18 protein-coding genes and 2 tRNA genes are annotated in these 21459 nt (G+C 69.6%); 12 read left to right on the plus strand and 8 right to left on the minus strand.

Annotated elements, in window-relative coordinates:
* Window positions 1-151: 151 nt before the first annotated feature.
* Window positions 152-1405, plus strand: a complete 1254-nt coding sequence (locus IM708_RS17300) for an IS110 family transposase (protein ID WP_209427833.1) — start codon at window positions 152-154, stop codon at window positions 1403-1405.
* Window positions 1406-1569: 164 nt separating this feature from the next.
* On the opposite strand, the gene IM708_RS17305 is transcribed toward IM708_RS17300, so the two are convergent.
* The 3 genes from IM708_RS17305 to IM708_RS17315 all read right to left on the minus strand — a co-directional run bounded on the left by IM708_RS17305 (window position 1570) and on the right by IM708_RS17315 (window position 4607).
* Window positions 1570-1645, minus strand: a tRNA-Thr gene (locus tag IM708_RS17305).
* Between the two features lie 360 nt (window positions 1646-2005).
* Window positions 2006-3535, minus strand: a complete 1530-nt coding sequence (locus IM708_RS17310; protein WP_209427834.1) for a heme biosynthesis HemY N-terminal domain-containing protein — start codon at window positions 3533-3535, stop codon at window positions 2006-2008.
* Window positions 3536-3545: 10 nt separating this feature from the next.
* Window positions 3546-4607, minus strand: a complete 1062-nt coding sequence (locus IM708_RS17315) for a hypothetical protein (protein WP_209427835.1) — start codon at window positions 4605-4607, stop codon at window positions 3546-3548.
* Here IM708_RS17315 and IM708_RS17320 point away from each other — a divergent pair.
* Window positions 4585-5514, plus strand: a complete 930-nt coding sequence (locus tag IM708_RS17320) for a hypothetical protein (RefSeq protein ID WP_209427836.1) — start codon at window positions 4585-4587, stop codon at window positions 5512-5514. The genes IM708_RS17315 and IM708_RS17320 overlap by 23 nt on opposite strands.
* Here the strand turns inward: IM708_RS17320 and IM708_RS17325 are convergent.
* Complete coding sequence (locus IM708_RS17325; RefSeq protein ID WP_209427837.1) at window positions 5511-6257, minus strand: uroporphyrinogen-III synthase; 747 nt, start codon at window positions 6255-6257, stop codon at window positions 5511-5513. The two genes, IM708_RS17320 and IM708_RS17325, sit on opposite strands and share 4 nt — an antisense overlap.
* 81 nt (window positions 6258-6338) lie before the next feature.
* On the opposite strand from IM708_RS17325, the gene tsaD reads away from it, so the two are divergent.
* The 3 genes from tsaD to IM708_RS17340 all read left to right on the plus strand — a co-directional run bounded on the left by tsaD (window position 6339) and on the right by IM708_RS17340 (window position 8264).
* On the plus strand, window positions 6339-7439 hold the full coding sequence (gene tsaD / locus IM708_RS17330) for a tRNA (adenosine(37)-N6)-threonylcarbamoyltransferase complex transferase subunit TsaD (protein ID WP_209427838.1): 1101 nt from the start codon (window positions 6339-6341) through the stop codon (window positions 7437-7439).
* Between the two features lie 133 nt (window positions 7440-7572).
* Window positions 7573-7848: a YciI family protein gene (locus tag IM708_RS17335; protein ID WP_209427839.1), complete on the plus strand. Its 276-nt coding sequence runs from the start codon at window positions 7573-7575 to the stop codon at window positions 7846-7848.
* Window positions 7848-8264: an EVE domain-containing protein gene (locus IM708_RS17340; protein ID WP_209427850.1), complete on the plus strand. Its 417-nt coding sequence runs from the start codon at window positions 7848-7850 to the stop codon at window positions 8262-8264. The genes IM708_RS17335 and IM708_RS17340 overlap by 1 nt, the downstream gene beginning before the upstream one ends.
* A gap of 13 nt (window positions 8265-8277) precedes the next feature.
* Here IM708_RS17340 and IM708_RS17345 read toward each other — a convergent pair whose 3' ends face one another.
* From IM708_RS17345 to IM708_RS17355, 3 genes are all read right to left on the minus strand, one after another.
* Window positions 8278-9123, minus strand: a complete 846-nt coding sequence (locus IM708_RS17345) for a hypothetical protein (protein ID WP_209427840.1) — start codon at window positions 9121-9123, stop codon at window positions 8278-8280.
* Between the two features lie 379 nt (window positions 9124-9502).
* Window positions 9503-10909, minus strand: a complete 1407-nt coding sequence (glnA, locus tag IM708_RS17350; RefSeq protein ID WP_209427841.1) for a type I glutamate--ammonia ligase — start codon at window positions 10907-10909, stop codon at window positions 9503-9505.
* Between the two features lie 33 nt (window positions 10910-10942).
* Entirely contained in the window at window positions 10943-11281 is a 339-nt protein-coding gene (locus IM708_RS17355; RefSeq protein ID WP_209427842.1) for a P-II family nitrogen regulator, read from the minus strand.
* 192 nt (window positions 11282-11473) lie between these two features.
* Between IM708_RS17355 and IM708_RS17360 the strand changes: the two genes are divergently transcribed.
* The 3 genes from IM708_RS17360 (at window position 11474) to tig (ending at window position 14639) form a co-directional block, all read left to right on the plus strand.
* Window positions 11474-13012 carry an NAD(P)H-hydrate dehydratase gene (locus tag IM708_RS17360; protein WP_209427843.1) on the plus strand — a complete coding sequence of 513 codons (1539 nt, stop codon included), beginning with the start codon at window positions 11474-11476 and terminating at the stop codon, window positions 13010-13012.
* A 144-nt stretch (window positions 13013-13156) separates the two neighbouring features.
* Window positions 13157-13241: transfer RNA gene (locus IM708_RS17365), tRNA-Leu, on the plus strand.
* Window positions 13242-13262: 21 nt separating this feature from the next.
* On the plus strand, window positions 13263-14639 hold the full coding sequence (gene tig, locus IM708_RS17370) for a trigger factor (RefSeq protein WP_209427844.1): 1377 nt from the start codon (window positions 13263-13265) through the stop codon (window positions 14637-14639).
* 236 nt (window positions 14640-14875) lie between these two features.
* On the opposite strand, the gene IM708_RS17375 is transcribed toward tig, so the two are convergent.
* The gene (locus IM708_RS17375; protein ID WP_209427845.1) at window positions 14876-16006 is read right to left on the minus strand and encodes an acyl-CoA dehydrogenase family protein; all 1131 of its coding nucleotides are present in this window, start codon (window positions 16004-16006) and stop codon (window positions 14876-14878) included.
* 532 nt (window positions 16007-16538) lie between these two features.
* Between IM708_RS17375 and radA the strand changes: the two genes are divergently transcribed.
* The 4 genes from radA (at window position 16539) to IM708_RS17395 (ending at window position 21410) form a co-directional block, all read left to right on the plus strand.
* Entirely contained in the window at window positions 16539-17894 is a 1356-nt protein-coding gene (gene radA / locus IM708_RS17380; RefSeq protein WP_209427846.1) for a DNA repair protein RadA, read from the plus strand.
* 21 nt (window positions 17895-17915) lie between these two features.
* Complete coding sequence (locus tag IM708_RS17385; protein ID WP_209427847.1) at window positions 17916-18479, plus strand: CvpA family protein; 564 nt, start codon at window positions 17916-17918, stop codon at window positions 18477-18479.
* A 92-nt stretch (window positions 18480-18571) separates the two neighbouring features.
* The gene (gene purF / locus IM708_RS17390) at window positions 18572-20032 is read left to right on the plus strand and encodes an amidophosphoribosyltransferase (RefSeq protein ID WP_209427848.1); all 1461 of its coding nucleotides are present in this window, start codon (window positions 18572-18574) and stop codon (window positions 20030-20032) included.
* Between the two features lie 103 nt (window positions 20033-20135).
* Entirely contained in the window at window positions 20136-21410 is a 1275-nt protein-coding gene (locus tag IM708_RS17395) for an FAD-binding oxidoreductase (protein ID WP_209427849.1), read from the plus strand.
* Window positions 21411-21459: the final 49 nt, after the last annotated feature.

Raw genomic sequence — 21459 nt, forward strand, 5'->3', positions numbered from 1 at the left:
ACGAAGGTGCGGGCAGGCCGATCTGTACCATGAGCCGAGATCTCCAGTTAGTTAATTGGCCGCCTCTGCGACTCGCCCGGTTGCGCCGTGAGCGCGAATCCGTAGTTGTCGTGTCGCCCGCCGCTTGTTGTCACTGGCAAGGGAGGCGCACATGCGACGCGTTATCGGTATCGACATCCACAGCACCTTCGGGGAGGTGGTGATCTGGGAGAATGGCCTGACCAGGCACGCAGGGCGGGTCGAACTGACCCGAACGGCCCTGGAGGGATTTGGCAGGCAGCTTCAGGAGACTGATGAGGTCGTGATCGAAGCGACCGGAAATTGCATGGCGGTGTCGCGGGTTCTGTCGCCGCACGTGAAACGGGTGGTGATCGCCAATCCGCTCCAGGTAAAGGCGATCGCGCATGCCCATGTGAAGACCGACAAGGTGGACGCCGGCACGCTGGCGAGCCTCTATGTCGCAGCCTATCTGCCGGAGATCTGGACGCCGGATGCGGCGACGGAGCGGATGCGCCGGCTGGTCGCGCGGCGCTACCAGGTCGTCCGGCACCGGACCCGGATCAAGAACGAGGTGCATGCCATCCTGCATGCGCATCTGGTCCCGAAATGCCCGCATGCCGATCTCTTCAACACGCGCGGCCGCGACTGGCTGGCACGCCAGCCGGTGCCGGACGACGAGCGCGCCGCGATCGCACGCCACATCCGCGAACTGGACCGGCGTGCGGAGGACCTTGCCGCGCTCGACCGCGACATCGCCGAGGACGCGCTGGATGACGAACCGATCCGGCAGTTGTTGACCATCACCGGCGTCAACCTGACCGTGGCGGCCGGCCTGATGGCGGCGATCGGCAGCATCGATCGGTTCGCCTCTCCCCAGAAGCTGGTGAGCTATTTCGGGCTGAACCCGCGCGTGCACCAGTCCGGTCTCGGTACTGCCCACCATGGCCGGATCAGCAAGGCCGGACGCAGTCACGCCCGGGCGATGCTGGTCGACGGCCTGGGCCGCGGCAAAGGCCCCCGGCCCGCTACGCGCCTTCTTCATCCGCATCCGGGCACGTCGCGGCCATCAGATCGCCGCCGTCGCAGTGGCGCGCAAGCTGGCCACGCTGTGCTGGCATATGCGGACGAAGGGCGAAGACTACCGCTGGGCCCGCCCCAGCCTGGTTGCCCACAAGCGCCGCGCCATGGAACTGGCCGCCGGGCGGCCGCAGAAGAAAGGCAACAAGCGCGGCGCGAGCTATGCCTACAACGTGAAGAAACTGCGTCAGCAGGAGGCGCGGATCGCCGAGCTTGCCGAAAAGAGATACGAGCACTTCGTTGCGGCATGGAGATCACGGCCTCCGGGAAAAGCCGCCAGGTGTGCGGCCGCCTCACATCGACAGGGACTCCGTGGGCTGCCCGGTGACGCTTCCAGCCGAGGCGCCACGCTTCGCCACGAGGTCGACCGCACATCAGGAAAATAGCAAGAAACAACGAAAAAGTCTTGTCGATCTCATCCGTGGTGCAGATCTTCAGCCCCTGCCGGTTAGCGTGGACAACCGATCGAAACATCTGACTTCTTGAGAAGACTGGTGCCGCTGAAGGGACTCGAACCCCCGACCCCATCATTACGAATGACGTGCTCTACCAGCTGAGCTACAGCGGCACTCTTCTCCGTTCCGCCCCTACTATGGCCTGTCCGGCTTCACAAGGCCCGGCGTCGACTGGTGGCCTTCGCGTCACTCCCGCACCGATCCGAAGTTCATGACCGATACGAGGGGCCAGTCTTCGCGCGGGCGCAACGAACCCGTAAGGGCCGAGGCGACGGAACGACGCGACTTTTATCAGGGCAATGGGCGGCGTCAATCTTTCTTGTCGAGAGTTGCGGAAGCCCGCGAACAGGGTGCCGTCGCGGAAGGCCGATATGTTGCGGCAACTCTACCATGACAGTCGCGGCAGTTAGGATCAACCAGGACCGAAAGGGCTTCTTGCCCAGTCACCGGCTCCTGGCGCCGCCCTGCTGCGCTCAGACGCCGGGGGCGCGCCGGGCGATATCGTCCGGGGCGGTTTCTCCTGCGGTCTTGTCCGCAGGCTGCGGGGCAACGTCGGCGGGGGTGGCCGGATGGGGCTCGGGTTCCATATCGACCGCATGTTCGGGATCGGAGACCGATGCGCGGTCGCGCGGGGTGCCGACGATCAGCGGCAGCATCTCGGACCCGCTTGCGCTGGGGCCCGAGCTGTCGGGCGGCGTGCGCCAGCTAAGCGTGTCGAAGGCGTCGCAATTCTCGCAGATCGCGGTCCAGCTGGCGTGGATATGCTGGCATTTGTCGCAGACCCAACGGGGGCCGCGGGGCGCGGTCAGCGCGCGCGCCAGCCAGCCGCGCACGACGCTGTCGTCCGAGCCTTCGCCGCGTTCGATCGCGGCCATGATGGTCATCACCCGCTGGCTGGGTGCGGTTTCGTGCAGCGTGCCGATGGCGCGCCGTGCCGCCGGGAAATCCTCGGCCGCGATCAGAAGCTCGGCGCGGGTCAGCTTCGCCTCGTCGTGCTCGACCAGCGTCAGCAACTTCTCGAATCGCCGCGAACGCGCTGTCGCGTCCTCGTCCGGCTCGATCTCGGCAAAGGCCTGGGCGAGTTCGGGATGCGGCTGCAGCCTCCACGCCTTCTTGATGACCTTCGCCGCCGCCCGGGCGTTGCCGCGTGCGATCTGCGCGCGCGCCGCCATGACGGCGGCGGGGATCAACCCGGGCGAGGAGCCGTTGGCCTCCAGCGCCAGGTCGCGCGCGGCATCGGACCTGCCCTCGGCTTCCAGCGCCTGCGCCTGCTGCAGCGCCAGCACGGCGTCGCGGCGGCGATAGACATCGGCCGGCATCCGCCCGGTGCGCTTAGTCTCGGCCAGCGTGCGGCGGGCGCCCGGCCAGTCGCCCGCCCTGTTCTGCAGCCGCAGCAGCGTGTCCTGGGTCGGCGCGTGCTCCGGCTTCAGGGTCAGCACCTTTTCGGCCAGCTTGCGCGCCTTCTCGTCGTTTCCGGCGTCCAGCATCTGCCCCAGAAGCCCCTGCGCGCCGATGAAGCGCGTGCGGTCTTCCTCGAGCAGGCGGCGATAGTAATCCTCGGCCAGCTGTCGGTTGCCCTTGGACTGCGCGCCCTGCGCAATCAGCAGGTTCGACAGGGTGCGGTTCTCCAGCAGCTTCTCGGCCTTGCGGCCCTTGACCACCGCCCGATCACCTTCACCCGAAGCAAGCGCGACAAACCCTTCGGTCAGCGCCTCCAGCCCGCGGCGCTTGCGCGAGCGTTCGAAGTAGCGGCTGATCGCGGTGTCGTCGCCGTTGATGAACCGCAGCGACGCGACCAGGAAACCCGCCAGCTTCAGCAACAGCCACAGCAGCGCCAGCACCACCAGCGCGGCCAGCGCCGCCTGGACCGGGCCCAGGTTGAACTCCACATCCGCGACGGCGATGCGGATACCGGGGCCGGCATCCATCAGCCATTGCGCGCCCAGTGCCAGCCCGGCCACGACGGCCAGGAACAGCGCGATCTTGAGAACGGTCCAGAGCATTCGAGTTTCCTTATTCCGATCCCAGACGGGCCTGCATCTCGGCGAGGGCGGCAATTGCTTCGGTGCGGCGCTCGGCCCGGGCGCGCCAGTCGGCCAGTTCCGCCGCCGCAGCGGGCGGCAGTGCGTCGATCTCGTCCAGCGCCTCGACCAGCCGGCCGTCGCGCACCGCCGCTTCGGCCCGCGAAAGGATCGCATCGGGGTCATTGCCCGCGCGCGGTGCGAGCGAGCGCGCGCCGGACTGGCTGCGCAAAAAGCCCAGCACGCGGTCGCCCAGATCCGCGTCCTGCGACACCGGCGCGGCGGCAAGTGCCCGGCGCGCGGCTTCGGGAAAGTCGGATTGCAGTTCGGCCAGCGTCGGCAGGCCCTCGGCAAAGGCGCCGAGTGGTGCGGGCGCCTCGCTCACCGCCGTGACGCGCGAGAGCGCATCGGGCGCCGGCGCGCCGCTTTCGGCGGCGACCGAAAGGTCGGTCAATGCCAATCGTGCTGACAGGCGCGCCTGTTCGCTGGCCAGCGCATCGGCGGTTGCATCCAGTTCCTCGGCGCGGGCCTGCTGCGCGGCCTCGGCCTCGGCAAGTGCGGCCTGCACGGCGGCGGTGATGTCGGCCCCGCGCGTTTCTTCAAGGGCGGCGAGGCGGGCGGTCACCTCGTCCAGGCCGCGCTCGAGCGGTCCCATGTCGGGACCCGGCGCATCGGTTTCGGCGGCTTCGATCCGCGTGGTCAGTCCCTGCAGGCGCTGCTCGATCGCATCGAGGTCGAAGGCCTCGGCGGCCTCGATCCGCTGGGTCAGGTCTTCCATCTGCTGCTGCAACGCAGCAGCGTCGAGTGAATCCGCGGCCTCCAGCGCATCGAGCCGGGCGCGAACCGGCCCCAGCGCCTCCTCGATCGCGCGACTGACGGCCGCGGCGTCCGGCGCCTCCGGGCGCGATTCCAGCGCAACCAGCCGCGAGTCAATCGCGTCGGTGCCGGGCTGCCAGCCTTGCGGAAACAGGTAGAGCGCGACCGCGGCGCCGACCGCCGCGGCCAGAACGCCACCCAGCAGGGGCGGCAGCATGCTGCCGCGGCGTTCGACCACGGGGGGCGCTTCCTTTGGGGGACGCGTCGCTTCAGGGGTCGAGGCGGCGCTGTCGGTGTTCACATCCTCGGACGCCTTCCCGCCGTCCTTCGACGTCGCGTCGCCCGTTACGGATTTCCCGCTGCGCGCATCGGCGCCCGGCGCGGTGTCCTTCTTCGCCTCGGACTTGTCCCAGGGCGGATTTCCGGCCCCACTCGATGCCGCTGACGTCGCAGCGGTCGGCGCAGAGGCGGCTGCCGGCGCCCCGGTTGGCGAAGCGGCGGACGGCGACGCGGCGGTCGGCGCAGAGGCGGCTGATGTCGAGCCGGACCGCGTAAGGGCGGCTGGCGGCGTGCCGGCTGGCGAAGGGGTGGATGGCGGCGCGGCGGTCGGCGCAGAGGCGGCTGATGTCGAGCCGGACCGCGAAGGCGCGACTGGCCGCGTGCCGACCGGCGAAGGGGCGGACGGCGTTGGGCCGGATGCACCGGTCGAGGGCGACGCCGCTGCCGGGCGCGCGCCCGGCCCGGATCTGGCGGGGCCGCTGTCCCCGGGCGTCGATGGCGTGGCGGTGGTCCCGGTGGCAGTCGCCCCGATGGGGGCGGTGGAAGCGGGAGCGCCGGGCGCGGTCTTCGGTGCATCCGCCGGGTCGGAGGCGGAAGCGGAGGTGGACGCCGCTGCCGCGCCCGCCTTCTTCGCGCCGGATTTCTCGTCTGTCGCCTTGGGCGCGCCGGAACCGGCAGGCTTCGACGAAGGCTCGGACGCCGTTTCCGATGCGTCGGGCGACCCGGATGCCGGCGTCGAGGTGCCGGGCCCCTTGTCCTGCCCGTCCTCGGTTGCGCCGTTCCGGCTGCCGCCGCGAGTCGCTCGTGCCATTCTGTCCTCCGAATCCCCGGCGCCCTGCGATGACACCCGTCAAGTACAAGACTAACCGCCTCGTCGCCCCGCCTCAAGGCTTGCTCCGGAACGCGCGAGTGCGTCTGAAGTTGCACGCAGCATCGCATCGCCGTCCGGCCGTTCGGCGATGGCCGCATCGCGGCGCAGAGCCGGCGACAGCCGTGCGGCGCAGGCGGCGCTGATCGCGATCACCTGCAGCCCTGGCGGCGGCTGGCCGATACGCGCCGAAAACGCCGCCGCCGCGCGCGGCGAGAAGAGCGGCGCGACGATCTGCCCTGCCCCCTCCAGCGTGGCCATCACGCCCGCGTCCCAGGCGCAGGCGCGGGCCTCGTAGGCGATCACCTGACCAACCGTCTTGCCATCCCGCGCCAGGCTGCCCGCCAGATCGCAGGCCACATGACGCCCGCGGACGTGAACCAGCGGCGCATCCGGGCGCGCCCGGCGTAGATCGGCCAGCAGATGCACCGCGTCCCCGCCAGCTTCCCGCACGGAAAAACCAGCCGCGCGCGCCGCCGCTGCCGTCGCCGGGCCGACGCACCAGGCGCGCTGCCCACCCGGCCGCGCGATCCCGGCGACGGCCGCCACCGCGTTGGCCGAGGTGAAGATCACCTCCGCCCCTTGCAGCGCCGCCGCGTCGAACGGCAGGGCCACGATTTTGTTCAACGGGGCGATCAGCAGCCGGAACGGCGGGCAACTGGCGCCGGCCCGCGCCGCAAACCGTTCGGATTGCGCCGCCGGTCGGGTCAGCAGTAGCAGCGGCGCTTCGGGCGCGGTCATCCTGGGCCAATCGTCATGCGGGCGGGGCCTCATGCGCGGGCGTTGTGCGCGCCGCGCCCCGATGATAGGCGCGGGCGCAAGATGGGGGCAAGCACCGGCGTGACCGACAGGCCGACTATTCTGGGGATCGAGTCGAGCTGCGATGACACCGCGGCCGCGGTCGTGCGCGCCGACGGACCCCGTGGAGAGATCCTCTCCTCGGTGGTCATCGGGCAGGCCGACCTGCACGCAGTCTTCGGCGGCGTCGTCCCCGAAATCGCCGCCCGCGCCCATGTCGGGAAACTCGACCACGCGGTCGAGGCCGCGCTGGCCGAGGCGCGCGTCCCGCTGCGCGACCTCGACGCGATCGCCGTCACCGCGGGGCCGGGGCTGATCGGCGGCGTCCTCTCCGGCGTGATGCTGGCCAAGGGGCTGGCGGCGGCGACCGGCCTGCCGCTTCTGGGCATCAACCACCTGGCCGGCCATGCGCTGACCCCCCGGCTGACCGACGGGCTGGCCTTTCCCTATCTCATGCTGCTCGTCTCGGGCGGGCATTGCCAGTTCCTGCGGGTCGCCGGCGCGGACCGCTTCACCCGCCTCGGCGGCACCATCGACGACGCCCCGGGCGAGGCTTTCGACAAGACTGCCAAGATCCTCGGCCTGCCCCAGCCCGGCGGCCCCGCGGTCGAAGCCGCGGCGCGCACCGGCGATCCCGCGCGATTCGCCTTCCCGCGGCCGCTGCTGGACCGCCCGGGCTGCGATCTGTCCTTCTCGGGCCTCAAGACCGCGCTTCTGCGCGCCCGCGACGCGGTGATCGCCGACCAGGGAGGGCTGACCCGCGCCGACCGCGCGGACCTCTGCGCCTCGTTCCAGGCCGCGGTGGCCGATGTCCTGGCCGAGAAAAGCGCCCGGGCGCTGGCCGCCAGCCCCGGCCTCACCGCCTTCGCGGTCGCCGGCGGGGTGGCCGCCAACGCGACCCTGCGCGCACGCTTGGAGACCGTCGCCGCGGCCGCCGGCACCCGCTTCCTCGCCCCGCCGCTGGCGCTTTGCACCGACAACGCCGCGATGATCGCCTGGGCGGGGATCGAGCGTTTCCGGCTGGGCCAGGCCGACGACCTGACCCTCGCCGCCCGCCCGCGCTGGCCGCTCGATGCCGCCGCCGCGCCGCTTCTCGGCGCCGGCAAGCGCGGCGCCAAGGCCTGAGCCCCCTTCATCTGTCCCGAAATATCCCGGGGGGAGGCCACGCCTTTGCGTGGCCGGGGGGCAGCGCCCCCATCTTGCGCCCGCCCCCCGCACCCGGCATGACAGGGACCACGCCACCCGACGGAGCCCGCCAATGCCGCTTTTCGCCCTGATCTGTTCCGACAAACCCGACCACGCGGACCTGCGCCAGGCGGTGCGGCCCGCGCATCTGGCCTATCTGGAGGAGACGGGCGCCACGGTGCACGCCGGGCCGTTCCTCGATGCGCAGGGCGGCATGACCGGCTCGCTGGTCGTCCTCGACCTGCCCAACCGCGCGATGGCCGAGGCCTGGGCAGCCAACGACCCCTACGCCACCGCCGGCCTCTTTGCCGAGGTCCGGATCGAGGAATGGAAGAAGGTGATCGGCTGATGGCGCTCTGGCTGATGAAATCCGAACCCGACGTCTTTTCCTGGGACGACCTGGTGGCGAAGGGCAGCAAGGGCGAGGAATGGGACGGCGTGCGCAACTACCAGGCGCGCAACAACATGAAGGCGATGGCGATCGGCGACCGCGTCTTCTTCTACCATTCCAATATCGGGAAAGAGATCGTCGGCGTCGCCGAGGTCTGCGCCCTCGCGCATCCCGACAGCACCACCGACGATCCCCGCTGGGAATGCGTCGACATCCGCGCCGTCGAACCCCTGCCGCGCCCGGTCACCCTAGCCGAGGTCAAGGACACGCCCGAACTGGCCGACATGGCGCTGGTGAAATCCATGCGCCTGTCGGTGCAGCCGGTGACCGAGGAGGAATGGAAGATCGTCTGCCGAATGGCCCGCGGCGACTGATCCCGTCCCGGCGCTAGGCGACGCGCCGCGACACGAAGGCGGCGATGCTGGTGCCGTCGTCGCGGTCGAAGCCATAGCCGAAGAAATCGCCCTCGGCGTTGCCCAGAAGCGTGGCCCAGACTTCCTCGCTATGCGTGGCGCGTGTCTTGATCCAGCGGCTCGTCGCGCCCTGCGTGCGCAACTCCATCGGCGGCTCGCTTTCGCTCAGCGTGGCGATGTAGATGCCGGCGGCCTCGGCGACGGCCTCGTTGCCCTTGTCGGCCTGCCCCTTGCCGTAGGTCGTCATGCGGGCCACCACCAACTCGCGATAGGACGCGAAGAATGGCGGAGAGATCGGCGCCGCGCCGGTCGCCATCTGTTTCAGGAACGCCAGGGACAGATCGCCGTGCGCCTTGTCCACCACCCGGTCCGGGCCGATGTTGATCCGTTGCGGCATCAGCCTCGTGTTGCCGCACACCCGCTCCAGCGCATTGTAGAGATGCATCGCGCGCGCGTCGGGGCTTTTCGCGCACAGCGCGGCCAGCGACGGCGCCAGGCCCAGGTTGCAGAAATGCGTCGCGTCGACCCGCCGGAACGCGCTGGCCTGCAGGTCCAGGACCGACACGTCGTCCTTCTTGAACGCGATGTCCCAAGCCTCGTCGCGGCGCAGGCCGACGTCGATCTGGTGCGTGGCCTTCACGCTGACGTGGCGGGCCCAACTGTCCGCCGGGATCTGCAGCACATGCACCAGCATCCGGTAGACATAGAGGAACAGGAAGAAATGGCGCATCCGCTCCCTGGTATGCGCCACGATCGCCGCCCGCAGCGTGCCCGACAACACCACCGCCGAGGGGCTGGGATCGGAATGGGTGCGCGGCATGACTCACCTTCCTGTCGGACCGACCGGGTCGTCGATCAGGATCGCAGATGGCGCCCGCAAAGTCACCCTGATTTCCCGAAAAAACCCGAAGGCCGGGTCCGATGGGGCAGGGGGCGAGTATCCCCTAGGGTGCGTTCGCCACCCCTGACTGAAAGTCGCTCGGGAACGCGGGGAAAGGGTTTGGATCCGGTTAATTTTTCTGGCTCTATCCTTGAATATCAATGCCTTGACATGGGTGTGCAACTTGCACACCCCATTCGAAACCCTTGCGAAGGGGGCGCAAGCCGGTCAGATCGCCACGAGCCCCGCCACGAGAAAGGGCGGAAGCTTGCGCCCCCGCCCCGTTTTTTCCATCCTGCGGCGCGCGTCCGCCTGCCGGTCAGCAGCTGTAGTAGTACTGGTATTCCACCGGGTGCGGCGTGTGTTCGTAGGCGTAGACCTCTTCCCACTTCAGCGCCATGTAACCTTCCAGCTGGTCCTTGGTGAAGACGTCGCCGGCCAGCAGGAAGTCGTGATCCTCGGCCAGCGATTCCAGCGCCTCGCGCAGGCTGCCGCAGACGGTCGGGATCTCGGCCAGTTCCTCCGGCGGCAGATCATATAGATCCTTGTCCGACGCCGGGCCCGGATCGATCTTGTTCTTGATCCCGTCGATACCCGCCATCAGCAGCGCCGCGAAGCACAGGTAGGGATTGGCCGAGGGGTCGGGGAAACGCGCCTCGACGCGCTTGGCCTTCGGGCTCTCCGTCCACGGAATGCGCACGCAGCCCGAGCGGTTGCGGGCCGAATAGGCGCGCAGCACCGGCGCCTCGAACCCCGGGATCAGGCGCTTGTAGCTGTTCGTCGCCGGGTTGGTCAGCGCGTTCAGCGCCTTGGCGTGCTTCAGGATGCCGCCGATGAACCACAGCGCCTCCTGGCTCAGGTCGGCATACTTGTCGCCGGCGAACAGCGGCTTGCCGTCCTTCCAGATCGACATGTTGACATGCATCCCCGACCCGTTGTCGCCCTTCATCGGCTTCGGCATGAAGGTCGCCGACTTGCCGTAGGCATGCGCCACATTGTGGATGACGTACTTGTATTTCTGCAGGTTGTCGGCCTGCGCGGTCAGCGTGCCGAAGATCAGGCCCAACTCGTGCTGACAGCTCGCCACCTCGTGGTGGTGCTTGTCGACCGTCATGCCCATTGCCTTCATCGTCGACAGCATCTCGGACCGGATATCCTGCCCGTCATCGATCGGGTTGACCGGGAAATACCCGCCCTTGTGCCCGGCGCGGTGTGCCAGGTTCCCGCTTTCGAACTCGGCGTCGGTGTTCCACGCCGCACCATCCGCGTCGATCTGGAAGCCGACCTTGTGCGGCGTCACCGAATAGCGCACGTCGTCGAACAGAAAGAACTCGGCCTCGGGGCCGAAATAGGCGGTGTCGCCGATGCCGGTCGACTTCAGATAGGCCTCGGCCTTCTCGGCGGTGCCGCGGGGATCGCGGCTGTAGGATTCGCCGGTGTCCGGCTCCACCACGTTGCAATGCACGCAGAGCGTCTTCTCGGCATAGAACGGATCGACATAGGCGGACTCGGTATCCGGCATCAGCTTCATGTCGGACTGGTCGATCGACTTCCACCCGGCGATCGAGGAGCCGTCGAACATGAACCCTTCCTCAAGGAAATCCTCGTCGACCAGATCCGAGATGATGGTGACGTGCTGCAGCTTGCCGCGCGGGTCGGTGAATCGGACATCGACATACTCGATGCCTTCGTCCTTGATGGTGCTGAGAATCTTCTCGACGCTCATGTTTCTCCCCTGATCTCTGGAAAAGCGAATGATTTAGACAGCATCCTCGCCGGTCTCGCCGGTGCGGATGCGGATGACCTGTTCGATGGGCGAGACGAAGATCTTGCCGTCGCCGATCTTGTCGGTGCGCGCGGCGGCGATGATCGCCTCGACGGCGGCGTCGACCATATCGTCGGCCAGCACCACCTCCAGCTTCACCTTCGGCAGGAAATCGACGACATACTCGGCGCCGCGATAGAGTTCGGTATGGCCCTTCTGGCGTCCGAAGCCCTTGACCTCGATCACCGAAAGCCCCTGAATGCCGATCTCCTGCAACGCCTCCTTCACTTCGTCGAGCTTGAAGGGCTTGATGATGGCTTCGATCTTCTTCATGTCGGTCGTCACTCCCTGGCGGTTGCTGCCGAACCCGCGGCCCAAAGATCACGTCCGGCGTTGCCCCTCAATCCGGGAACCGGACGGCAGGGCGCGCCTTGGGGATCCTCTGCGGCGAAATCGCACGTGATGCACAAGATTGCATCAATCTGATCGAAAACGGGGCGGAATGTAAATGCGAACGGGTGCGAAATGACCGAATTGCTGTCATCTGCCCAAATGCGCGCCATCGAAAAGGCGGCTATCGAGTCGCAGCGCGTCAGCGGGCTGGACCTGATGGAGCGCGCGGGTCAGGGGGTCCTCTCGGCGATCCTGGCGGAATGGCCCGACATGGCGGCCGCCCCCGGCTCGACTGTCGTGTTCTGCGGGCCCGGCAACAACGGTGGCGACGGATATGTCATTGCCCGCCTTCTGGCCGTGCGCGGCTGGACCGTCGCGGTCCATGCCGCAAGCCGCGCGTCGTCCGGCGACGCCGGCCGAATGCGCGCCCTGTGGGAGGCGCAGGGACGAACAACCCCGCTGGAGGCGTTCGACCCCGACACGATCGCGCCGGGCACGCTGGTCGTCGACGCGCTCTTCGGCACCGGTCTGGGCCGGCCGGTCGCGTGCGCCTTCTGGGGCCCGCTGGCGGCGGCGCAGGCGCGCGGCGCGCGGCTGGTGGCGGTCGACATCCTGTCGGGCCTCTGCGCTGACAGCGGGCGTGTCCGAACCGAGGGTGGCTTCCTCGACCGTCCGGCTGATCTGACCGTGACCTTCGAGGCGTTGAAACTGGGCCACGCGCTGGCGCCGGGGGCGGTCCTGTCGGGTCCGGTGCGCGTCGTCCCGATTGGGATCGAGCCGGAACGCACCGCCTATTCGCGCGATCACCCGGCGCAAGTCGCGCGCCGTGCGCAGATCGACCCGGCGGTCGCGCACAAGGGGCTGGGACACAAGTACAGCCACGGCCATGCGCTGGTCCTGTCGGGCGGGCCGGGGAAGGGGGGCGCGGCGCGTCTGGCGGCGCGCGCGGCGCTGCGGATTGGCGCGGGGCTGGTCACGTTGGGCTGCCCGCCCGCCGCGCTGATCGAGAACGCGGCGCGGCTGGATGCGGTGATGTTGGCGCCGCTGCGCGATGCCCGGGCGCTGGCGGATTTCCTGTCCGACCCGCGGATCGGCACGCTCTGCCTCGGCCCCGGCATGGGCACCCATCCCCGGGCCGAGGGGCTGCTTGCCGCCGCCCTGGACGCCCGGCGCGGGGTGGTGCTGGATGCCGATGCGCTGACGCTGCTGGCAAGACACGAAGGGCTGCGCGCCGCGCTGCACCCAGGCTGCGTGCTGACCCCGCACGAAGGCGAATTCGCCCGCCTCGTCCCCGATCTGGCGGCGCAGCTTTCCGCCGACCCCGCGGACACCGCGCCGGTTTCGAAGGTGGACGCGGCGCGCGCCGCCGCCCACCGTTTCGGTTGCACCGTGCTGCTGAAGGGGCCGGACACGGTCATCGCCGCGCCGGACGGCACCTGCGCGGTCAGCACCGCCTTCGGACCCGACGCCGCGCCCTGGTTGGCGACGGCCGGGGCGGGCGACGTGCTGGCGGGGATGATCGCGGGGCTTCTGGCGCGCGGCTTCGCCCCCTTCGCCGCAGCCGAAACGGCGGCCTGCCTGCACCTTGCCTGCGCCCGCCGCTTCGGCCCCGGCCTGATCGCCGAGGACCTGCCCGAGGGCCTGCCGGCGATCCTGCGCGCGCTTGGCTGACCGGGGTCCCGCCGCACCCGCGCGCCCCGGATTCCGCGCCTCCGGCCGGATCGCCGGCGATTTCCCCTCGCATCCGGGTTTTCTTCTTGCTAGAAGGCGCGCGATTTCGGCGCTGTCGCCCGGCAGCGTCCGGGCTTCGGCTTCGCGGGTGTGGCGGAATTGGCAGACGCACTTGGTTTAGGTCCAAGCGCCGCAAGGCGTGGGGGTTCAAGTCCCTCCACCCGCACCAGAGGTAACAGAGGAAGATGAAATGCAGGTCACCGAGACCCTGAACGAAGGCCTCAAGCGCGGCTACAAGATCACCGTCACGGCGGGCGAGCTCGAGGCGAAGGTCAACGAGAAACTGGCCGAGGCGCAGCCCGAGGTCGAGATGAAGGGCTTTCGCAAGGGCAAGGTGCCGATGAATCTGCTGAAGAAGCAGTTCGGCCAGCGCCTGCTGGGCGAGGCCATGCAGGATAGCGTCGACGGCGCCATGCAGTCGCATTTCGAGGAAAGCGGCGATCGCCCGGCGATGCAGCCGAAGGTCGAGATGCAGGGCGGCGAGGCCTGGAAGGAAGGCGACGACGTCGTCGTCGAGATGAGCTACGAGGCCCTGCCCGAGATCGGCGAGCCCGACCTCTCGGGGATCAAGCTGGAGCGCCTGGTGGTCAAGGCCGACGAGGCCGCGGTGACCGAGGCGCTGGAGAACCTGGCGAAATCGGCGCAGAACTTCGAGACCAAGAAGGGCGCGGCGAAATCCGGCGACCAGGTGGTGATCGACTTCACCGGTCGAATCGACGGCGAGGCCTTCGAGGGCGGCGCCGCCGAGGATTTCCCGCTGACCCTGGGCACCGGCCAGTTCATCCCCGGCTTCGAGGAGCAGCTGATCGGCGTCAAGGCCGGCGACGAGAAGGAGGTCACCGTTTCCTTCCCCGCAGAATACGGCGCCGAGAACCTGGCCGGCAAGGAAGCCGTCTTCGCCTGCACGGTGAAGGAGGTGAAGGCCGCCAAGCCCGCCAAGATCGACGACGACCTGGCCAAGAACTACGGCGCCGACGACCTGGAAAGCTTCAAGACCCAGATCCGCGAGCGGCTGGAGGCCGAGTACAGCCAGGCCGCGCGCTCGGTCCTCAAGCGCGCGCTTCTCGATGCGCTGGACGAGACCGTCCATTTCGACCTCCCGCAAAGCCTGGTCGACGCCGAGGCCGGGCAGATCGCCCACCAGCTCTGGCATGACGAGAACCCGGAGGTGCAGGGCCACGACCATCCCCAGATCGAACCGACCGAGGAGCACCGGAAGCTGGCCGAGCGCCGCGTCAAGCTGGGCCTTCTGCTGGCCGAAATCGGCCGCAAGAACGAGGTCGAGGTGACCGACGCCGAGATGACCCAGGCGGTGATGAACCAGGCGCGCCAGTACCGCGGCCAGGAGCGGGAGTTCTTCGAATTCGTGCAGAAGAACGCCCAGGTCCAGCAGCAGCTGCGCGCGCCCATCTTCGAGGACAAGGTCGTCGACCTGATCTTCGAGCGCGCCGAGGTCACCGAGCGCGAGGTCGGCAAGGACGAGCTGCAGAAGGCGATCGAGGCGATGGAAGAGGACGAGACCGCCGCCGCCGCGACCGCGCCCGAGGCCACCCCGGCCGAGAACTGATCGTCCGGCGGGCGCCCCGGCGCCCCCGGCGAGCCTTGACGCCCCGGCCTGCCGCGTCAGGCCGGGGCGTTGTCTTGTCTGGCGCGTCCGGCACGAGCGCCAACCACGTTCTCCCGCCCCTCGTCAGGCTGCACCTGCGGCGCAACCTTCCTCGCGTTGGGCCGGGCGCCGCGCGCTGCGCGCGCGGCGAAAAGGGGGCGGGGCCGCGGGTGGAGCGCGTCGAACGAACGGCCGGATCAGGAGGCCAGCGCGCGGGCGATGATCAGTTTCTGGATGTCCGAGGTGCCCTCATAGATCTGGCAGACGCGGACATCGCGATAGATCCGCTCGATGCCGGTGTCGGCGACATAGCCGTAGCCGCCGAAGCACTGCAGCGCGCCCGACACGATCCGCTCGGCGGCTTCCGAGGCGAAGAGCTTGGCCATCGCCGCCTCCTTCAGGCAGGGTTGGCCCGCGTCCTTCAGCCGCGCCGCGTGCAGGACCATCTGGCGTGCCGCCTCCAGTTCCGTCGCCAGGTCCGCCAGCCGGAAGGCCACCGCCTGATGCCCCATCAGCGGCTTGCCGAAGCTCGAGCGCTCGCCGGCATAGGCGACCGCCATGTCGAGCGCCGCCTGCGCCATGCCGACCGACTGCGCGGCGATCCCGATGCGCCCGGTTTCGAGGCTGGACAGCGCGATGCGGTACCCCGCGCCCTCCTCGCCGATGCGGGCGGCGTCGGGCAGTTCCATCGCGGAAAACCGCAGCGCGCAGGTGTCCGAGGCGCGCTGGCCGAGCTTGTCCTCGACGCGCGCGACCTCGTAGCCGGGCGTCTCGGTCGGCACCAGGAAGGCGGTGATGCCGTCCTTGCCCTGCGTGCCCTCGCGCCGGGCGAAGACCACGACCTGCTTGCCGATCCGCCCCGAGGTGATGAATTCCTTCGCCCCGTCGATCACGTAGCCGGCGTTGGTGCGCCGCGCCACCGTGCGCATCGCGCTGGCGTCCGACCCCGCCTGCGCCTCGGTCAGGGCGAAGCCGCCGATGAACTCCCCCCGCGCCGCCGGACGCAGGACCGCCTCCTTCTGCTCGGGGCTGCCGAAGCGCGACAGGATCGCGTTGAAGGGCGCGTTGTGCACGCTCATCACGGTCGAGATCGCGCCGTCCCCCGCCGCCACCTCGATCAGCGCCAGCGCGTAGGAGACATAGTCGGCGCCCGCCCCGTCATGCTCGGGGTCGACGGTCATGCCCAGAAAGCCCAGGTCGCCCATCTCGCGCAGGATGCCGGGCTCGATCTCGCCGGTCCGGTCGCGCGCCGCGGCGCCGGGCGCCAGACGGTCGCGGGCGAAGGCGCGCGCCGTGTCGCGGATCAGTTGCTGGTCCTCGGTCAGCATCGCATCCCTCCGATTCGCCGGCCCGTTCGATTGTCCGCCGACTATTCAGCGCGCGCGCGGGTCGGTCAACTCCCGCCGCGCGCGCAGCACAAGCCGCCCACCGGCGGGCTCCCGCCCCTCGTCAGGCTGTGCGCGTTCCGCGCACGAACCTTCTTCGCGTTGCGCCGGGCGCCGCGCGCTTCGCGCGCGGCGAAAAGAGGCTACGCCGCGAAGACCGGGCAACCCCCACCCCCTCCGGCATTTTCTGTCCGAAAATATCCCGGGGGGTGAATTGGCGCAGCCAAGAGGGGGGCAGCGCCCCCTTCTACCGCCGCCGCGAGAGCCGAAACCGGCGGGCGCAATCCCTGCCAAATCCCTGCCGCACCGTTCGGAACTGCCATACGCTTGCCATACGCTTGCCATACGCTTGCCAGCCCCTTGCCATACGCCTGCCAGCACCCCGCCCGCGGGCTGGAAGCGACCGATTTCGCCCCCCGATCGCCTTCCCCTTACCCCTGCTTGCGCCCATTCATCCGGCGGGCGATAAGCGGCCATGGCCCGCGCTCAGCCCCAGTTCACCTGTACCGCCTGCGGGGCGGTCTACCGCAAATGGACCGGGCATTGCGATGCCTGCGGGGCCTGGAACAGCATCGTCGAAGAGGCGCCGCTCGCCGCCGGCCCGCGCGTCCTGCGCAAGGGGCGGTCGATCGAGCTGACCCGGCTCGAGGCCGAGGAGGCGCCGCCGCCCCGAGCGCAATCGGGGCTGGAGGAGCTCGACCGGGTGCTCGGCGGCGGCCTTGTCGCGGCTTCGGCGATCCTGGTCGGCGGCGATCCGGGCATCGGCAAGTCGACGCTCCTGTTGCAGGCCGTGGCGGCCTTTGCCGGGCGCGGCCTCGACTGCCTCTATATCTCGGGCGAGGAGGCGGCGGCGCAGGTTCGGCTGCGCGCGCAGCGACTGGATCTCGCGCAGGCGCCGGTGCGGCTCGCGGCCGAGACCAACTTGCGCGACATCCTGGCGACGCTGGACGCGGAACGCCCGGATCTTGTCATCATCGATTCGATCCAGACCATGTGGCTCGACAGTGTCGAAAGCGCGCCAGGCTCGGTCGCGCAGGTGCGCGCCTCGGCGCACGAACTCGTCAGCTTCGCCAAGCGGCGCGGCGTCTCGGTGGTCCTGGTGGGCCACGTCACCAAGGAAGGCCAGATCGCCGGGCCGCGCGTGGTCGAGCACATGGTCGACTGCGTGCTCTATTTCGAAGGCGAGCGCGGGCACCAGTTCCGCATCTTGCGCGCCGTCAAGAACCGTTTCGGCCCGGCCGACGAGATCGGCGTGTTCGAGATGACCGGGCGGGGCCTGGCCGAGGTGCCCAACCCCTCGGCCCTCTTCCTGTCCGAACGCGGCGAGGCCGCCGCCGGATCGGTCGTCTTTGCCGGGATCGAGGGCACGCGCCCGATGCTGACCGAGATCCAGGCCCTGGTCGCGCCCTCGACGCTCAGCATGCCGCGCCGCACCGTCGTCGGGCTGGACAGCGGCCGTCTGTCGACCATCCTCGCGGTCCTGGAAGCGCGCTGCGGCATCCCCTTTGCCGGGCTCGACGTCTTCCTCAACGTCGCGGGAGGGATGCGCGTGCAGGAACCCGCCGCCGATCTGGCGGTCGCCGCCGCGCTGCTGAGCGCGCGCGAAGACGTTGCCATCCCGCCCGAGACGGTGGTTTTCGGTGAGATTTCGCTCTCGGGCGCCTTGCGGCCGGTCGCCCAGGCGGAAAACAGGTTGAAAGAGGCGCAAAAACTTGGTTTCACCGCGGCGATGCTGCCGCGCGGTGCAAAGCTCGAGGGCGATGCCGGGGTCGTGTTGCGCAGATTCGCGGACCTGACCGGGTTCGTTGGCGAAGTGTTCGGCGCAGGCTGACGCAACCGGAGAGATAGCGAAGTGGACGGCTTTACCCTGGTCGATGGTGCGGTGGCGCTGGTAATCGTCGTCTCGGCGATCCTGGCGTATGCCCGCGGCTTCGTGCGCGAGGTTCTGGCGATCCTCGGATGGGTCGCCGCCGCGGTCGCCGCGTTCCTTTTCGCCCCCATCGCCGAACCCCTGGTGCGCGAGATCCCCTATCTGGGCGAGATCCTGGGCGACAGTTGCGAATTGTCGATCATCGCCGCCTTCGCCGCGGTCTTCGCCGTGGTGCTGATCGTGGCGGCGCTCTTCACCCCGCTCTTTTCCAGCTTCGTGCGCAATTCCGCGCTTGGCGGGATCGACCAGGGCATGGGCTTCTTCTTCGGCGTGCTGCGCGGCATCGTGCTGGTCGCCGTGGCGCTGCTGGTCTACGAATTCATCGCCCCCGACGGCGCCGTGGCCATGGTCGACAACTCGCAATCGGTGGCCATCTTCGGCCGGTTCAAGGACGCGCTGGCCGCCGCCGTGCCGCAGGGCGTGCCCGACTGGTTCGTCGGGCAGTACGAAGCCCTGGTCGCGGGTTGTGCGCCCCCGGCGAATTGATCGTGATGTGGGCGAAAGACACCGCGCAGAGGCGTGACTCGTCCGGCGCGATCCACTAAAGCGGGTCCGAGCAGGCTGCGAGGAACCGTTCGATGCACCGCTGGATCAGCACCCCCTTCGACGACGACAAGCTGCGCGAGGAATGCGGCGTCTTCGGCGTCGTCGGGGTTCAGGACGCGGCGAATTTCGTCGCCCTCGGCCTGCACGCGCTCCAGCACCGCGGGCAGGAGGCCGGCGGCATCATCACCTTCTCGCCCGAGAAGGGGTTTCAGTCGGCGCACCGCTTCGGCCTCGTGCGCGACAACTTCACCCGCGCCAGCCTCATGGAAACGCTGCCCGGCACCATCGGCCTGGGCCATGTGCGCTACTCCACCGCCGGCTCGAAGGGCGCCACGGCGATCCGCGACGTGCAGCCCTTCTTCGGCGAATTCGCCATGGGCGGCGCGGCGATCGCCCATAACGGCAACATCACCAATGCCGACGCCATCCGCCGCGAACTGATCGAACGCGGCTCGATCTTCCAGTCCTCCTCGGACAGCGAATGCGTCATCCACCTGATGGCGCGTTCCATCCAGAAGACCATCGCCGAACGCCTGAAGGACGCGCTGCGCCGGGTCGAGGGGGCGTTTTCCATCGTCGCCATGACCCGCACCAAGCTGATCGGCGTGCGCGACGCGCTCGGCGTGCGCCCGCTGGTGCTGGGCCGGCTGGGCGAGGGGCATGTGCTGTCGTCGGAAACCTGCGCGCTCGACATCATCGGCGCCGAGTTCGTGCGCGAGATCGAGCCGGGCGAAATGGTGGTGATCGACGCCGCGGGCGTCACCTCCTCGCGCCCCTTCGACAGCAGCGGCTCGCGCTTCTGCATCTTCGAGCAGGTCTATTTCTCGCGCCCCGATTCGATCCTCGGCGGCCGGTCGGTCTATGAAACCCGCCGCCAGATTGGCGTGGAACTGGCGCGCGAGGCCCCGGTGGAGGCCGATCTTGTCTGCCCGGTCCCCGATTCGGGCACGCCCGCGGCCATCGGCTACAGCCAGGAATCGGGCATCCCCTACGCCATGGGCATCGTGCGCAACCAGTACATGGGCCGCACCTTCATCGAACCCAGTGAGCAGATCCGCAACATGGGTGTGCGCCTGAAGCTCAACGTCAACCGCGCGCTGGTCAAGGGCAAGCGCATCGTGCTGGTCGACGACAGCGTGGTGCGCGGCACCACCAGCCAGAAGATCAAGGAAATGATCCTCGAGGCCGGCGCGCGCGAAGTGCATTTCCGCATCGCCTCGCCACCCACCGCCTGGCCCTGCTTCTACGGCGTCGACACGCCCGAACGCTCGAAGTTGCTCGCCGCGCAGATGAACGAGGAGGAGATGCGCGAATATATCGGCGTCGAAAGCCTGAAGTTCATCTCGCTCGACGGGCTTTACCGCGCGGCGGGCGAGGCGGGGGGGCGCAACGCCGCCTGCCCGCAGTTCTGCGACGCCTGTTTTTCGGGCGAATACCCGGTCGCCCCCTCGGACATGATCGCCCGCGGCTTCCAGCTGGATGCGGCCGAATAGCCGGGCCTGACGCACGGGCCTGACGCACGGGCCCGACGCACGGGGTTGACGATCCGCCGCGGCGCTGGTGTCTTGCGCCGCGTCCGACCCGCCGGAGAGTTGCATGACCCCCGACCCCGACAGCCCCGGCCTCTGGGCCGAAACCGCGCCCCCCGCGCCCGAGGCGCCGCCGCTCGACCGCGATGCGGTGGCCGATATCGCCGTCGTCGGCGCGGGCTATACCGGGCTTGCCGCCGCCCTGACCGCGGCCGAAGCCGGCGCCCGCGTCACCGTGTTGGAGGCCGAGCGCATCGGCGCCGGCGGATCGGGGCGCAATGTCGGGCTGGTCAACGCCGGCCTCTGGCTGATGCCCGAGGAGATGGAACGCCGGCTGGCACGGCGCGGCGCGGACCGCGCGCTGGCGCAGATGCTGGCCGATGCGCCCGCCGCGGTCTGGGACATGGTCGCCCGCCACGGCATCGAGTGTGAGGCGCGCCCGGCCGGCACGCTGCATTGCGCCGCCGATGCCGCCGGCCTCTCGGCGCTCGATGCGCGCGCGCGGCAGTGGCAGGCCCGCGGCGCCACCGTCGAACTGCTGGACGGCGCAGCGACCCGCGCGCGCACCGGGTCGGAGGCCTTCCGCGCCGCGCTCTTCGATCCGCGCGCCGGCACCATCCAGCCGCTCGCTTATGCCCGCGGCCTCGCGCGCGCAGCCATCGGCGCGGGCGCGGCGGTCCATGTCGGCAGCCCGGTCCAGACCGCGCGCCGGGACGGCGGCGACTGGGTGCTGACCACGCCGGGCGGCACCCTGCGCGCGCCGCGCGTGATCTGGGCCGGCAATGCCTACGGGCAGGGGCCGGCGGCGGACCCCGCGCGCGCGCTGGCGACCTTGCCCTATTTCAGCTTCGCCACCGACCCGCTGCCCGCCGATCTGCGCGCGGACATCCTGCCGGGGGGCGAGGGCGCCTGGGACACGGCGAAAATCCTCACCTCGTTCCGGCTGGATGCGGCGGGGCGGTTCATCATCGGCAGCGTCGGTCAGCTCGGCGCGCCCGACATGGCGACGCACCGCGCCTGGGCGGAACGGCGCATGGCGCGGCTCTATCCGCAACTGGCCGGCCAGGAACTGAAGCATGGCTGGTGGGGCCGCATCGGCACCACGCCGGACGCGCTGCCACGGCTCTGGCAACCGGGGGAGGGGGCTTTCGGCTATCTCGGCTTCAATGGACGGGGGATCGGGCCGGGCACGGTGCTGGGCCAATGCCTGGCCCGGGCGGCGCTGGGAACCGGCGATCTGCTGCACCTGGACGCGCCCGCCCCCGACCCGCTGCGCAGCGCCCGCAACCTGCTCTATCGTGGCGGCGCCGCGCTCTGGCACCTCGCCATCCGCCGGCCCTGACCCACAGGAGGGCCAGCCCGTCGCGTCGGCGAAAACGGGCCCCGGAAGT

Source organism: Pararhodobacter sp. SW119 (assembly GCF_017811755.1).
GTDB lineage: Bacteria > Pseudomonadota > Alphaproteobacteria > Rhodobacterales > Rhodobacteraceae > Pararhodobacter.